Origin of the sequence: Anaerofustis stercorihominis DSM 17244 (assembly GCF_000154825.1) — a bacterium.
Lineage (GTDB): Bacteria > Bacillota > Clostridia > Eubacteriales > Anaerofustaceae > Anaerofustis > Anaerofustis stercorihominis.
Map to the genome: position 1 here is coordinate 840,661 of NZ_DS560019.1, position 14,854 is coordinate 855,514.

Annotated in this window: 13 protein-coding genes; 4 read left to right on the forward strand and 9 right to left on the reverse strand. The window is 32.8% G+C overall.

Features of this window, described 5'->3' with window-relative positions:
* Positions 1–114: 114 nt before the first annotated feature.
* The 7 genes from ANASTE_RS08795 to ANASTE_RS08820 form a co-directional block, all read right to left on the reverse strand.
* Entirely contained in the window at positions 115–2,751 is a 2,637-nt protein-coding gene (locus ANASTE_RS08795; RefSeq protein WP_007050662.1) for a calcium-translocating P-type ATPase, PMCA-type, read from the reverse strand.
* Positions 2,752–2,822: 71 nt separating this feature from the next.
* Entirely contained in the window at positions 2,823–3,380 is a 558-nt protein-coding gene (locus ANASTE_RS08800) for a manganese efflux pump MntP (protein WP_007050663.1), read from the reverse strand.
* A 41-nt stretch (positions 3,381–3,421) separates the two neighbouring features.
* Entirely contained in the window at positions 3,422–3,565 is a 144-nt protein-coding gene (locus ANASTE_RS12125; RefSeq protein WP_181965799.1) for a hypothetical protein, read from the reverse strand.
* A gap of 40 nt (positions 3,566–3,605) precedes the next feature.
* On the reverse strand, positions 3,606–4,250 hold the full coding sequence (locus ANASTE_RS08805) for an HAD family hydrolase (protein ID WP_007050664.1): 645 nt from the start codon (positions 4,248–4,250) through the stop codon (positions 3,606–3,608).
* 3 nt (positions 4,251–4,253) lie between these two features.
* Positions 4,254–5,123: a DNA-3-methyladenine glycosylase family protein gene (locus tag ANASTE_RS08810; RefSeq protein ID WP_007050665.1), complete on the reverse strand. Its 870-nt coding sequence runs from the start codon at positions 5,121–5,123 to the stop codon at positions 4,254–4,256.
* Complete coding sequence (locus tag ANASTE_RS08815) at positions 5,098–5,835, reverse strand: tRNA1(Val) (adenine(37)-N6)-methyltransferase (protein ID WP_007050666.1); 738 nt, start codon at positions 5,833–5,835, stop codon at positions 5,098–5,100. The genes ANASTE_RS08810 and ANASTE_RS08815 overlap by 26 nt, the downstream gene beginning before the upstream one ends.
* 203 nt (positions 5,836–6,038) lie before the next feature.
* Positions 6,039–6,422, reverse strand: coding sequence for an FILTED domain-containing surface protein (locus ANASTE_RS08820; RefSeq protein WP_459552725.1), 384 nt, complete (start codon positions 6,420–6,422; stop codon positions 6,039–6,041).
* A 10-nt stretch (positions 6,423–6,432) separates the two neighbouring features.
* Here ANASTE_RS08820 and ANASTE_RS08825 point away from each other — a divergent pair, with 10 nt between their 5' ends.
* A complete protein-coding gene (locus ANASTE_RS08825) occupies positions 6,433–6,891 on the forward strand; it encodes a hypothetical protein (RefSeq protein WP_007050669.1) in 459 nt (152 codons plus the stop codon).
* On the opposite strand, the gene ANASTE_RS11980 is transcribed toward ANASTE_RS08825, so the two are convergent.
* Positions 6,888–7,601, reverse strand: coding sequence for a hypothetical protein (locus ANASTE_RS11980; protein WP_148344976.1), 714 nt, complete (start codon positions 7,599–7,601; stop codon positions 6,888–6,890). The two genes, ANASTE_RS08825 and ANASTE_RS11980, sit on opposite strands and share 4 nt — an antisense overlap.
* Before the next feature lie 379 nt (positions 7,602–7,980).
* Positions 7,981–10,350, reverse strand: coding sequence for a SpoIIE family protein phosphatase (locus ANASTE_RS08835; RefSeq protein ID WP_039945478.1), 2,370 nt, complete (start codon positions 10,348–10,350; stop codon positions 7,981–7,983).
* Between the two features lie 163 nt (positions 10,351–10,513).
* On the opposite strand from ANASTE_RS08835, the gene ANASTE_RS08840 reads away from it, so the two are divergent.
* The 3 genes from ANASTE_RS08840 to ANASTE_RS08850 all read left to right on the forward strand — a co-directional run bounded on the left by ANASTE_RS08840 (position 10,514) and on the right by ANASTE_RS08850 (position 14,797).
* Positions 10,514–12,577, forward strand: coding sequence for a U32 family peptidase (locus ANASTE_RS08840; protein ID WP_007050673.1), 2,064 nt, complete (start codon positions 10,514–10,516; stop codon positions 12,575–12,577).
* An 8-nt stretch (positions 12,578–12,585) separates the two neighbouring features.
* On the forward strand, positions 12,586–13,443 hold the full coding sequence (locus tag ANASTE_RS08845; protein WP_039945481.1) for a PHP domain-containing protein: 858 nt from the start codon (positions 12,586–12,588) through the stop codon (positions 13,441–13,443).
* 91 nt (positions 13,444–13,534) lie between these two features.
* Entirely contained in the window at positions 13,535–14,797 is a 1,263-nt protein-coding gene (locus ANASTE_RS08850; protein ID WP_039945484.1) for a UDP-N-acetylglucosamine 1-carboxyvinyltransferase, read from the forward strand.
* The last annotated feature ends 57 nt before the right edge of the window (positions 14,798–14,854 follow it).

The window sequence follows — 14,854 nt, forward strand, 5'->3', positions numbered from 1 at the left end:
TTCGCTTAATAATGGAAATTATTGGTATCTATATACATATTTCACATATATATTAGAAATATAAAAAAGACTTGCAAAGAAAAAAATTTCTCTAAGCAAGTCTTTTTTTTATTATTATTTATGGGCTTTTCTTTTGATCAATTTACTTATTTCAACTATAGGAATGACAAGAACCGCAAGAAGTATAGATACTGCGTATTCCATTATTGAAATATGTTCAAATCCAAATGCGCCGGATAAGAAAGGTACATATATTACCGCTGTTGTGCATATTAGGGAAGCCAGCATTGCAAAAAGTAAATATTTATTTTGACCTTTTATATTAAATATAGATTTATCGAGTGATCTCATATTAAATGAGTGGAAAATCTCAGCCATAGATAAAGTTAAAAATGCCATGGTCATTCCGTCGGCACTGTTTACGATTTCCCATACTCCCGATTCCATATAATGACCTATAAAGTAGGCTAAAAGAGTAATTACAGTTACCATTATCCCTTGCAGAGCTATATTCGCTCCCATTCCTCCTGCAAAAATCCCTTCATTAGAATCTCTTGGCGGACGTTTCATTATATCGCTTTCTGCTTTTTCCATTCCCAGAGCAAGAGCAGGGAAGCAGTCGGTAATAAGATTTATCCATAATAAATGAACAGGCTTTAATATTGTAAATCCAAGCAAAGTTGCAATGAATATAGATAAAACTTCCGATAAGTTTGAAGCAAGCAGGAATTGAATTGATTTTCTGATGTTATCGTAAATCCTTCTTCCTTCTCCCACAGCGGAAACGATAGTTGCAAAGTTATCATCTGCCAATACCATATCTGCTACATTCTTTGTAACATCCGTCCCGGTAATTCCCATACCAACTCCGATATCCGCATTCTTGATAGAAGGAGCGTCATTGACTCCGTCTCCTGTCATTGCTGTTATTTTATCTTTATCTTTCCAAGCTTTTACTATCCTTACTTTATGTTCCGGCTGGACTCTTGCATATACCGCATAATGTTCTATTTTATTAGGTAGCTCCTCGTCTGATATTTCATCCAACTCCGCTCCCGTAATAGCTTCATCTTTATTTTTTATTATGCCTAGCTCCGTTGCAATGGCTACAGCGGTATCTCTATGGTCTCCGGTAATCATTATAGGTTTGATACCTGCATTCCTGCATTCTACTATCGCATCTTTTACCTCAGGTCTTACCGGGTCGATCATTCCTGTCAGTCCCACAAAACATAAATCTTTTTCGAGATTACTTGCATCATAATTATCAGGTTCATTATCCCAAGTTCTCATTGCGATACAAAGGACTCTTAAAGCTCTGTCAGCCATGTTTTTATTTTGAGTTAGGATATTATTTAAAATATCTTCATTTATATCAACTTCTTTGCTGTCTAATAAAGCTTTATTACATCTTTTCAATACTTCATCCGGAGCCCCTTTTGTAAATTGAATGATTTTACCTTTTTTGGTTTTATGAACGGTACTCATCATTTTTCTTAAAGAATCAAATGGAGCTTCTCCTATACGAGGATATTCCTCTTTTAAATCATTTTTATTTAGATTTAGTTTATAAGCAAAGTTAACTAATGCACACTCTGTCGGTTCACCTATTGCAGAATTATTTTCATCAAGTTCTGCATCCGAGCAAAGAGCCATGCCTTTTGCAATTAAATTTTCATCTTCTCCGTAGTGTTCCACTACAGTCATTTTATTTTGTGTTAGGGTTCCTGTCTTATCCGAGCATATAACAGAAGCACATCCAAGCGTTTCAACAGCGGTTAGTTTTCTGATAACGGCGTTTCTTTTAGACATATTTGTAACACCTATAGAGAGGACTATTGTTACCACCGCGGCGAGTCCTTCCGGTATAGCTGCCACGGCAAGACTTACCGCAACCATGAATGTATCAAGCATTGCTTCGCCTGTTACATTAGGATAAACTCTAAATATATCTATTGCAAAAATTATCGCACAAATACCAAGGACTAAAATGCTAAGTATTTTACTTAGCTGTGTTAATTTCTTTTGAAGAGGCGTTGCATTATCCTCTGCTTTTGCAAGGGCATCTGCTATTTTACCCATTTCGGTGTCCATACCGGTAGCGGTAATCACTGCTTTACCCCTTCCGTAAACTACGGAGCTGCCCATATATACCATGTTCTTTCTATCTCCCAATGGAACATCTCCGTTTGCATGAGCTTCTACTTCATCTTTGGTTTTTGTAACAGGTACGGACTCCCCGGTCAATGCAGATTCTTCGATTTTCATACTTGCACATTCTATTATTCTTCCGTCCGCGGGAACCGCGTCGCCTGCTTCTAAGATAATGATATCTCCCGGTACTAAATCTTCGCTTTTAATCGTTATTTGCTTATTGTCTCTGATGACCTTGGAAGTAGCAGCTGCGATTTCTTTAAGTGCATCTATTGCTTTTTCTGCCTTGCTTTCCTGCACTACACCAAGAACTGCATTGATTATTACTACTATCATTATAATGATTACGTCCGCAAAAGATTCTCCGGCATATGCGGCAGTTATTCCCGATACTATTGCGGCTACTATCAAAATAATTATCATTGGGTCTAAGAGCTGATTAATAAATCTTTTAAAGATAGATATTTTTTTGCCTTCGATAAGTTTGTTTTTTCCGTGTGTCTGAGCTCTCTTATTAGCTTCACCGCTTGTTAATCCGTCTTCTGTCGTATTTAAGTTTTTAAGTACGTCAAGTATGCTAAGTAAATACTCTTTCATAAATATCCTCCGTATTTTTATATGTTAACTTTTTAATTCTATATTCTATATTTAATTATTCACTTTAAATTTTAAAGTATTCCAAGATGTTCCAGTAATATTTTAAGTCCCATTAAAATCAATATCACACCTCCAAACATTTCAGCTTTTTGTTTGTACTTTAGACCGAATATATTACCTATTTTTATTCCTATTATGGATAAAATAAAGGTTGTTGCTCCTATTAGTAATACTGCGTGAATAATATTGACTTTTAGAAATGCAAAGGTAATTCCTATCGCAAGAGCATCTATGCTTGTAGCAATGCTTAAAGTAAGCATTGTTTTAAAATCAAACTTATTATTTAAATCTTCATCGATATTTCTTGATTCCAAAATCATATTAATTCCTATAAAACCTAATAGCATAAAAGCTATCCAGTGGTCGAAGTTCGTTATTAAATCTTTAAAGTGAAATCCCAAATAATATCCGACCAGCGGCATTAATGCCTGAAATCCTCCGAAATATAATCCTGCCTTGATTGGATGTTTTATAGTTATTTTTTCTACTGAAAGTCCTTTACATATCGAAACTGCGAATGCATCCATTGAAAGTCCTACTGCGATGATGAATAGTTCCCATAAACTCATGATATTTCCTTTCTTTAAATAAAGAAGATAAAAAAAGAGACTTATCCGTCTTTATAACAGATAAGTCTCATCGTTTCAAATAAAGCCAGGAATTTGTTTGATTCCAGGATGTTGACCTTATTACGCCATGCGTCGATTACTCCCTTATTTTGGAATACTATACCATAATCATTATGTTTTGTCAAAGATATTGTTTTTATTTTACATTTAATTTACATTTATAAATTAAAATAATTCCACTTCACTTAATGAGTAGATATATTTGTCGGTTATTTTAAGTATTTCATCTTTATGTTCCAAACTTTCATCTTCTTTTATCGTATATGTAAACATATTTGCAGCTTTTCCCGCTGTCGTTCCCGAAAGAGAATCTTCTATTACAATAGAATTTTCAGGTTTTACTTTTAATTTATCCGCAATGCCTAAAAAAATATCGGGAGCAGGTTTACTGTTTTCAACATCATTCGCTGTCAAAATCAAATCAAAATATTTTTTGATTCCTTCTTTTTTTAAAAAACCGTCAACAAGTCTTATAGTATTGTTGGTACCTACAGCTAATTTATAATTTTGTTTCTTAGCCTTTGAAATCAGTTCTTTGGCACCATTTCTCAGTATATTTTCTGTAAGATACAGTCCGTCTACGATTTCTATCCATTCATTCATTATACTTTCTATACTATCTTTTATTCCATAGAAATTTTTTGCTTCTATAGCAGCTTCTTCTATACTCATTGGTCTGAAATCAATATCCTCACTTGAATAGTTTATGCCTCTTCTTTGGTTAAAGAAGATTTTATCTACTTTTTGCCATAAGGGAAGTGAGTTTACCAGTGTTCCGTCAAAATCAAATATAAGTAATTTATTATTCATAAATTATTTCTCCTTAGAAGTTTCTCTTTCATAATAGAATAAATATTGTTGTGCTATACCCGCATATTCACCCCAGTTATTTTTTGCGAGGTTAAATCCATTTTCAAATGTTAAATCGGTGAGTCCGTATCTGGTTTCAAATATCCTTTTAACCCAAACGTCCATAGGGCATAATTCTAATCTTTTAAGAGAAAATAGTAATATACAATCCGAAACTTTTTCTCCCACACCCTTTATTTTCATCAGTTCCTTTTTTGCTTCGGCAGTTTCCATATTTGTTATTGTATCAAGGTCGATTTCTCCTGAGTTGATTTTTGAAATAGCATCTACCAAATATTTATCTCTAAATCCCATTTTAAGTTCGTGGAATTCTTCTTGTGTTATATCTTTTAAATCTTCATAAGAAGGAAAAGAATAATAACTTTTTCCCTTATAAATTATTTCTTTGCCGTATCTTTCACATAAATCGCTTATTATTTTTTTTATCCTCGGTATATTATTATTGGCTGAAATTATAAAAGAGATAATAGTTTCGAATAAATCCTGTTTTAAAATCCTTATGCCATTACCGTATTCAATACACTTTTTGATATGTTCATCTGTACTGATTTTTTTATCTATCTCGTTATAATCTAAATTGAAATCAAAATAATCTACCAGAACATTATTAAAATATTCTTCTGTCGTATCATAGAAAGTAAAAGTTCCATTATTTTCTTTTATATGTATTACTTTTCCGTTTACTACTCCTATGAATTCATCTTTTTCTATTTCGTCCCATCTGAAGCATTGTCCGCATTCAAATGTTTTCTTTAAATTAAAATGATCGGTTTTGGTTAAAATGATATCATTGTTTACTTGTTCTATCTTCATAATAATACTCCATAAATTCTTTTGTATATTGGTCGTTATCTTGGTACATTATAAGCGATGGCAGTATATTCATCGATTGTTTTGCGTTTTTTACTGCTTTTAAAAGAAATAAATTAGAATTTTTATTCTTTTTAGGATAGATAAATTTTACATCTTTTACCGTAAGTCTATATTTATTCAATGTAAGAAGTATTTCTTCGAACCTGTCTGTTCTGTGAACCAGAAAAAATTTACCTTTATCTTTAAGCAATTTTGAGGAAACCTTTGCTATATCATCAAAGTTACATAATATTTCATGTCGTGCTATTTTTTTATTGTCATTTTCGCTTATTATACCACTGTTTGTTTTATAATAGGGAGGGTTTACCGAAAGACTGTCAAATTTATTATATAAAGATTTGTCCAATTGATTTAAGTCGTTATTGATAATATTAATAGTATCTATTTTATTATATTCAAGAGATTTTTCTGCAACTGAACACATATCTTTATTTACTTCAACCATGGTTATATCTTTATTTTCTCTTTTTGCATATATGAGTATAGGTATGATACCACTGCCTGAGCAAAGATCGATTAATTTATCGTTTCTTTTAATGAACTTTGCCATGAAATTGGCAAGCAAAACCGCATCTACACCGAAACAAAAACTATCGGTGTCTTGATATATATAATAATTTTTTATCTGCAGATCATCAAGTCTTAAATTCATAATCCTCTCCTAAGTTAAAAATATTATAACACAAAGGATAGATAATATAAAATAAATGATTTTAATTTAAACCTTCTCTAAACTAATCAATATATAAAAAAACCTTACCTTAAATACACTCTAATAAAAAATTTCTTTTACCCCAAAAAAAGAAGCCTTAGTACAGGCTCCTTTTTATATCTAATATCTATTACTTCTTTTTCCTATCTGTTTTCCTTTGCTTCTTCTCTGTTCATCATACATCCAACCGCTATCTGTACCACTGCTATAACTGCCATCACTACAGTGAACATATCAGCTATTACCATATTTCCGCTTAAGTCTTGTGTCAAGAAGAATACCGCTACACTTACTATCGCTAAAACGATGCCTGCTGCTGTCATGCTCATCTTGCCTTCTCTTCTCATTCCCTTAAGTCCCATTACCATTGCTGATATTATACTTAGTACTGCTAACAATATATTTACTAATGCAAAGCTTCCTGCGTTTGTTTGTTCAGCATTCGCAAGCGGTGTTTCGTTATCATTTATTGTTGTTGCTTCCCCTGCGTTCGCTCCGCTTGCTAACGGTGTTTGATTATCATTTATTGCTACGTTATTGTTTACTGCCGTATTATTATTTGCTGCCGCTGCCGGTTGTGCGTTTCCTGTGTTTGCTGCTGATGTTCCAACCGATGCTCCATCATTATTTCTTTCTACAGTTGTTGTCTTTACTGTTGTAGTCGTTGTAGTTACTACAACATCTTCGCCGTTTGTATTATTTTCATCGTCGGGTGTTATGAATTCTTCATCATCAGGTGCAGGTGTATTATTTTCATCTTTTGGTTCTTCAGGTACTACAGGTTCAGCCGCTTTCTTTGCTTCGAATACTGCCTTGTATGTTTCGTCGCTTCTTACTCTGTGTCCTTCTTCCGGAAGTCCTTCTTCCCAGTGTGAAAATTCATATCCTTCTTCCGCTACGGGTGTCGGAACTTTTACTACGTTCTTGAATTCGCTTCCTTTATTGATGTCTTCAAATGCAGTTTGTCCTTCTAATTTCCCGTTTTCTCCGGCTTAGAAGTTTACTGAGTATTTTATCGTATAATAAGGTGTAACCAATATCCTGATATTTTGTCCTTCATCGAATGTTGTATATCCGAAACCTTTTCCTTCGCCTTCCGTACTGTAGTTTACTTTTGCTTCAAAAGTACCGTCATATCTTTCGCTTCTTACAGATACGATAGTTCCTGCAGGGAATGTAACTTTCTTTCCGTTTAATGTTCCTACCGCGTCATTCAATAATGTCATGGTTACATCAAACATATATTTGTTTGTTTCTCTGTCTTTGTAAAACGCTCCGAAACCTGTTATCCTGTTCTTTTCTTCGGTGTATGTCTTTGCGTCCGCAGGTCCTTTGTTGAAGCTGTATACATCGAAGTATTCTTCGTCCATCACATAAGTGATAGTACAAGGTTCGCTGGTTTTTTTTGCTTCTTTTACGCTCTTTGTACCTTTAACTGCTTTTACTTCTTTTTTTACTTCTTCTTTAGAAGCTTCTTTTTCTTTGTTCTTTGCTTCTTCTTTTACTTCTGTCTTTTCTTCTTCCTTAGCTTCTTCTGCTTCGGCTTTTTCTTCAGCAGCTTCTTCTTTTACTTCTTTAGCTGTCTTATCCATAACTTCTTCACTTACTTTAGATGTTTCTTCTATTATTTCTTCCGCTGCGAATATAGGTCCCGCACACTGCAGTACAAGTAACACGCTTATCATTATCGCTACTAAACTTTTCATCCCTTTTCTCTTTTTCATATCTACACCTCAACGTTTTTCTTTCTCTTTATGTTACCAGTATATGACACTACAGTTACTCACCGGTTACATTTTCATCTCTAAGTTACTTTTTTGGGAAATTCTTTTTTATATAACTAAATTATATAACTTTATGGTAACCTTTTCAACCTTTTATTTGTTTTTGTTCACATTATTTTAACTTTGCTATGATGTTTTTTAATTATATGATGCTTAAGTATTAAATATTTATATTGTTTATAAGTGATTAATTGATAAAATACAGTGATCAACACAGCAAAATAATCTTTAAAAGTATTAAATATTTCTTTTTTATTTAATATGATCCATAAAATAAAAAAGAACTCTTAAGAGAGTTCTTTTATCCTGCTATTTCTTCTCTGACTTTAACTACCAATATACTTACGTCATCTTTTAATTTTCCGAGACTCCTTGCGTATGCTTCATTGAATAATTCGTCTGCTATTTTTTGAGGGTTTCTGTATTCCATATTTTTAATTTTTTCTTTTATTAATTCTCTGTCATCTGAGAATGCTTCCAAGAAACCGTCACTAATCAGATATAAATAGTCGTTATTTTTTAATTTTAATTTTTCAGTGGCAAGATTTATATTTTCTATGATACCTATTGGAAGTGCTTCTCCCGTCAAGTCCATTATTTCCCCGTCTCTTTTTAAATAACTTTCAAGTGCACCGGCTTTTATGAATTCAGCTTCCGCATTATATAAATCAAACAGGACTACATCCAAAGTTGTGAAAATCTCATCTTCTTCAAGAGAAAGGATTGAATTTATCATATTTACACTGTTTTCTTCACCGCTTCCGCAGCTGAGCATTTCTTCTAGTAAATTTAATACTCTTTCGCTCTGTTTGTTTGCTTTTTCTCCGCTGCCCATACCGTCTGCGAGAGCAATTAAATGTGTGTTAGTTGGGAGGACTATATTTGAATAGTTATCACCGCATTCTTCTCTGTTTTCTTTTTTTTCTCTTCTGACTCCTACACTTAAAGAATATGGCATTCTTTCGGTAAATGTGTATTCAAAAGCTTCAAAAGCTTGCTCTGTGTAAGAGTTATAATCGTACATTATATTTTTACCGAGGATTTCGCTTAACAGTAAAGGTACGGTAATCCTATATTCTTCGCTTGATAATCTTTTTCCTGTCTTTAAATATGTTTTTATTTTTCCCTGGAAATCTTCAAGTATAACCGTTTCTTTTACGATTATCCCCATTGAGAATAATCCTTCCTTTACTTTCTTTTCATCGCTTGAAAAATAATTGAGTCCTTTTTTGATATTGTTATAAATGTTATCAAGGGTTTTATTGACGCTGTTGAATTCAATTTTCATAAGACTTTTAAATTTATTTAATTTATTATTATAGTCCTTTTTAAGCTTTAAATTATCACAGAGGTATGATGTACTTTTAAACATAAAAAAGTTGTATTTACATTTATTTATAAAACTTTTAGGTAAATCTTTTTTAGATGTTATTTTTCCGTTATACGTATCAAGGATTACTTGTGAGAAATTTACAAAAGTATCTTCGCCTTCTTCGTTCCAGCACTTATGAAAGTCTTCACAGTTTGTACATATATCGGCGGTAAGGACTTTGCATATACTTTTGGTTACGTTTGTGTTTTCGTTTTTATTATTAAGGGTAATGTTATAGCTTACCTCGTTGATCATATTCTTTTTATTTTCTATTTCCTCTTTTATGGTCTTCTTTATTGCATTATTGAATATATTTCCATGGTCTATGGTTTCGGTTGAGCTTAAAAATGCCATTACCCGATCGTTAAATAATGCAGTGAAAATCAAAAAAGCAGCGGAAGCAATGAGGACTTCCTTCAGTCCTACGGTAAACATTATACTTTTATTTATGTAGCACGATAATGTCAGCGCCGTAAATCCAAAAATGAGAGTACTTGTTATTTTGGATATATTCTTAGTCATAGAAGCAAATAAGCATGCTACCGTGAATATAAGTATTATATCGGTATCAAATCCTCCCCTTAAAGTGAGGAGGATACTGCTTACAAGTGAAAAACTTAAACAGAGGCTTAAAGAGAAGTACGTAGCTACGAATAACAAAAGGAAGGTAGTAAAAATCATAGCTATCGATAAGGTAAATATATTTATATCTGCCGTACCAAGTAAAAATATAGAAAATACAACTCCAAGGCTTAAGGCTTCAAAGGATGAGAAGTCTTTTTTAAGGTCAATATTTTCAATCAGATTATAGGCAGTATCGAAGATAAAGAAAACAATTACCAAACTAAGAGCTTCAAGTGCACAGTACATATTATTTATTGGAGGATTTTTAGCTATGTAATTCGTAAGTAAGCCGCTAAATAATGTGATGACACTTGCAAGACATGCATATGTAGCTTTATTACTGTTTATAATATAATTTCGGCTAAGTGCGAACATCAATAATATTGAAAAAATAAGTCTTATCCCTGATGATATCCCAAGAGTAAAAGATGTTATTATCACCATAAGAACTAAGGGGATGTTTGAAAGTTCTTCTTTGTAGATGATAAATGCGCTTATACCGAAAACAAAAGGTAAAGTGTAGGAAAAGAATATACTAAAGTTACCGAGAATAGACAAAATCGTTATGACTATGTTTTTATATAGGGTAAAGTTGTTTTTTTTAGTCTCTTTTTCTTTTTTTATGTTTTTATTATATGTATTGTTTATTTTAATAATTCCTTCTCTACTTATCATTTTAAGCCTCCTATAAGTTATAAAAAAATTATAAAAATAATCCATGGGGAAATTTGATGAAATCTAGCAGAATTCTAAAAAAAATAAAAAAGCATTCAAATATTTGTATTTAAATAGCTATTATTATATACTTACATTGAAATAAATAATTGAAGGTACTTTTATGATAGTTAATGGTAATGAAATAGAAATCTTAGCACCTGCAGGAAGTTTTGAAAATTTAAAAACTGCGATTTTATCCGGAGCCGACAGTGTTTACTTTGGTCTTTCTAATTTTAATGCAAGGAGGAATGCCGAAAATTTCTCTAGTTTTGAGGATATAAAAGAAGCAGTAGATTTTTGTCACTTGAGAGGTAAAAAGGCTCATGTTACACTCAATACTTTGGTTTACGACAATGAAATACAGGATTTGGTAAAAGAGATTGAAGTTATTAATAAAGCCGGGTTCGACGCTATCATAGTTCAGGATCTAGGGGTAATAAATATTTTAAAACAGATTTCAAAGGTTCCTATCCATGCTTCCACTCAGCTAAGTGTACATAATGTAAGTGATGCAAAGAAACTTAAAGACATGGGATTTGACAGAGTAGTTCTTTCAAGAGAGCTTTCTTTAAAAGAAATAAAAAGAATTATGGATGAAGTTGATGTTGAAGTAGAAATCTTTATTCATGGTGCGCTTTGCATGAGTGTTTCCGGGCAATGTTATTTTTCTTCTGCGTTGGGAGAGCGAAGCGGGAACAGGGGGTTATGTGCCGGTGTATGCAGACTCCCTTTCTATGTTAGAGAAAAGGGAAGATATGATCTATCTCTTAAAGATGTTTGCTATATCGATTATATAGAAGAGTTTGCAAATATGGGCATCGCTTCTTTAAAGATTGAAGGCAGGATGAAGAGTAAGGAATATGTGAAGAGCGTTGTCAGTGAAATAAGAAATAAAATAGAATTTGGTAAATATAATAAAAAGTTGCTTAAAGATGTATTTTCAAGAAGCGGTTTTACCGACGGTTATATAACAGGTAAAAGAAATAATATGTTTGGTATTAGGAGTGAAGAAGATAAATCTTATACCAAAGCTGCAATTGAGGAGATAAAAAGTAAAGATATTTATGAAGATAAAGTTAAAGTAGATATAAAGTATGACTTTACTTTGGGGAAGAATTCTTATCTGGAAATGATCGACGAAGATAATAATATTGTTTCTGTTAAAGGTGATATAATTGAAGAAGCAAAAAATAAACCTACCGCAAAAGAAAATATTGAAAAAAATTTATTAAAATTAGGCTCGACTGTTTATGAGATAAATGATATGGAAGGTAAGGCGGATAATAATATATTTGTTCCTATTTCAAGCATAAATGAACTGAGAAGGAATGCTACGGATAAGCTTGATAAAATAAGGATTAGCAAATTTCCTGTTTATGATATAGGAAAATTAATAAAACCAAAAGATAAGAGCAGACCTATTGGTGGTAAAAATATTGCCGTTATCAACGATATAAATACACTTAATGAATTTATTCTTGATTATTTTGATGAAACGTACATTCCTTTATTCGAGCTTAATAAATTAAATAAAGATTTGATTGTTAAGTATAAAGGTAAACTGGGCGTAGAAATTCCCAGGGTATACTTTGATGAGGAAGCAAATATAAATAAAAATCTTTTAAAGGCAAAAGAGTTGGGAATTAAAAAAGGACTTGCTCATACGATAGGTAAGATTGTCCTGTTGGATAAACTTGACTTTGAAATAATGACGGGATTTGGAACCAATATTACCAATTCTTATTCAGTGGATTTACTTGAAAAAGAAATACATAATTTAAAAAATGTAACCCTTTCTTTTGAAAATACTATAAATAATATAAATAAAATCAAGTCAAATACTGAGTTATCGATTATAGTATATGGTTATCTTCCTTTGATGACTGCAAGGAATTGTCCTGTAAAAGAAGAGATAGGATGTAAAAATTGTAATAAAAAGCTGTCTCTGAACGACAGGATGGGCAAGAAGTTTAGAGTAAAATGTAACGGACAAACAAGTGAACTTTATAATACTTATCCTTTATGTGTATTTGACAGGCTTAATAAACTCGATAGTGATATAAATAAAATATTTATGTTTAATGATGAAAATAAAAATGATATAAAAAATATAATAAAACACTATGAAAACAGTGAATTACTAAATGATAGTACAAGAGGGTGCTATTTCAGAAAGTTATTATAGGAGGAAAAATGGACAGATTAGATTTTCATATTCATACAAATGCTTCCGACGGGAGCTGGAACAGTGAGGAGACCGTAAAAAATGTGAAAGAAGCGGGGCTTAAGTATTTTGCAATTTCGGACCATGACAGTATTTCTAATGTTAAACTAACGGAGTATATCGCAAATAAGGAAGGACTGAATTTTATAAGAGCAACAGAAATATGTTCTAAATCATTTGATAAAGAAATACATATACTTGGATATGATATAGATATTGACGATATCGATCTTACTTATACTATGACAAAAACCAGAAGAGTAAGGCAAAACAGAGATACCAGGATAATAAAATGGGTAGAAAAAAATTATGATAATGGTGTAAGTTTAGAAGAATATAATATTTATAAGATGAAAGAAATGGCTGGGCTTCCCATAATGAATTATCTTGCACAAAAAGGAGTTTGTGAGGGTGTAGAGCCTTTTAATGAAGTTAAAGCTCAGGTTCCTGTCCCTAAAGATGAAGATTTGATTTCATCGGAAGAAGTAATTAAAGTAATAAAAAATGCAGGAGGGGTCGCAGTCCTTGCACATCCTTCTTATTATTACCCGGGAAATGTAATGAGTGAGGAAATGTTAAATTACTATTTGGATATAGGTATCGACGGACTTGAATGCTACAGTTCATATAATCCTTTAAAGGAGCAAAATAAGTATTACTTCGAATATTGTAAAAAAAATGACTTGATAGTAAGCGGTGGGTCGGACTGTCACGGTAGCGTATACAAAACAAGATTTGCAGGTACTCCCATAGTTAACTTAAGTGATACTAATCTTCTTGCAAGGACGAGAAGTTATAAACATTTACAAAATAATCCATGCTTCTAGATATAAATAATGATTAATTACTCTTTATTTTTAGTATTAATTTTAGTATAATTAATTAGCTAAGGGGAAAAAGAATAAAAGGATGAAAAATATGGAAAAAATTATTATTAACGGTGGCAGAAGACTTACCGGAGAAGTGACTATAACCGGTGCAAAAAATGCGGCTCTTGGGATATTACCCGCAACGGTTCTGGCATCCGATAAATTTTTAATAGAAAATTTACCTGATATACAAGATATCAGAAATTATATAAGCATAATGAAAAAACTCGGCGCTAAAATCAGAAAGACGAGTAAAGGCTTAAGTATAGATACAACAGCAATAGCGGACTGCACCAGTGATGAGATAGCAGATGAAAGTACAAAGATGAGAGCCAGTTATTATCTCTTAGGTGCCCTGCTCGGACGAAACGGATTTGTCGAACTTCCTCCTCCGGGTGGATGTGATATAGGTGCAAGACCTATAGATCAGCATATTAAAGGGTTTGAAGCCTTGGGTGCAAAAGTAGATGTAAAGGGCTCGATTAAAATAGAATCTCCAAACGGTCTTAACGGAACTAACATATATATGGATGTTGTAAGCGTTGGCGCTACAATTAATATTATGCTCGCTGCAGTAAAGGCAAAAGGGCTGACGGTTATAGAAAACGCCGCAAAGGAACCACACGTTGTCGATATCGCAAACTTTTTAAATTTAATGGGTGCAAGCGTTAAAGGTGCCGGTACGGATGTTATCAGGATTATGGGGGTTGAAGAACTTCATGGATGTGAATATTCTGTAGTACCGGATCAAATAACTGCGGGAACATATATGATAGCTGCGGCGGCGACAAAAGGGGATGTACTCATAAAAAATGTAATCCCTCCTCATTTGGATTCAATCACAGCCAAGCTTATTGAAATGGGTGCGGACGTTAGTGTTGATGAAGATGATAATATAAGGGTAGTGGGAAGAGAATATATCAAACCTTGTAATGTCAAGACTCTGCCTTATCCGGGATTTCCTACGGACTTACAGCAGCCTATGGGACTTATTATGTGCCTTGCAAACGGTGTAAGCTCAATTACGGAAAGTATCTTCGAAAATCGTTTCAGATATGTAACTGAGCTTCAAAAAATGGGAGCCAATGTAAGAGTGAACGGAAATACAGCCGTATTTACAGGTCCAAGCGAACTTTATGGAACAAAGATACAGGCGACCGACCTTAGAGCAGGGGCTGCAATGATACTTGCTGGGCTCGTTGCAAAAGGAACCACAGAAATTACAAACCTTAAATATATAGACAGAGGATATGAAAATATCGAAGAAAACTTTAGAAATTTAGGAGCGGACATAAAGAGAGTTGATTCGTAACCTTTTCCCCTTATTTTATAAGGGGATTTTTAATATTAAAATATATATTTAATTATA

Excerpts from the sequence above, each read along its gene's own strand:
- ANASTE_RS08795 (WP_007050662.1), bottom strand. The coding sequence starts at position 2,751 with ATGAAAGAGTATTTACTTAGCATACTTGACGTACTTAAAAACTTAAAT.
- ANASTE_RS08800 (WP_007050663.1), bottom strand. The coding sequence starts at position 3,380 with ATGAGTTTATGGGAACTATTCATCATCGCAGTAGGACTTTCAATGGAT.
- ANASTE_RS08805 (WP_007050664.1), bottom strand. The coding sequence starts at position 4,250 with ATGAATAATAAATTACTTATATTTGATTTTGACGGAACACTGGTAAAC.
- ANASTE_RS08810 (WP_007050665.1), bottom strand. The coding sequence starts at position 5,123 with ATGAAGATAGAACAAGTAAACAATGATATCATTTTAACCAAAACCGAT.
- ANASTE_RS08815 (WP_007050666.1), bottom strand. The coding sequence starts at position 5,835 with ATGAATTTAAGACTTGATGATCTGCAGATAAAAAATTATTATATATAT.
- ANASTE_RS11980 (WP_148344976.1), bottom strand. The coding sequence starts at position 7,601 with ATGAAAAGTTTAGTAGCGATAATGATAAGCGTGTTACTTGTACTGCAG.
- ANASTE_RS08835 (WP_039945478.1), bottom strand. The coding sequence starts at position 10,350 with ATGATAAGTAGAGAAGGAATTATTAAAATAAACAATACATATAATAAA.
- ANASTE_RS08840 (WP_007050673.1), top strand. The coding sequence starts at position 10,514 with ATGATAGTTAATGGTAATGAAATAGAAATCTTAGCACCTGCAGGAAGT.
- ANASTE_RS08845 (WP_039945481.1), top strand. The coding sequence starts at position 12,586 with ATGGACAGATTAGATTTTCATATTCATACAAATGCTTCCGACGGGAGC.
- ANASTE_RS08850 (WP_039945484.1), top strand. The coding sequence starts at position 13,535 with ATGGAAAAAATTATTATTAACGGTGGCAGAAGACTTACCGGAGAAGTG.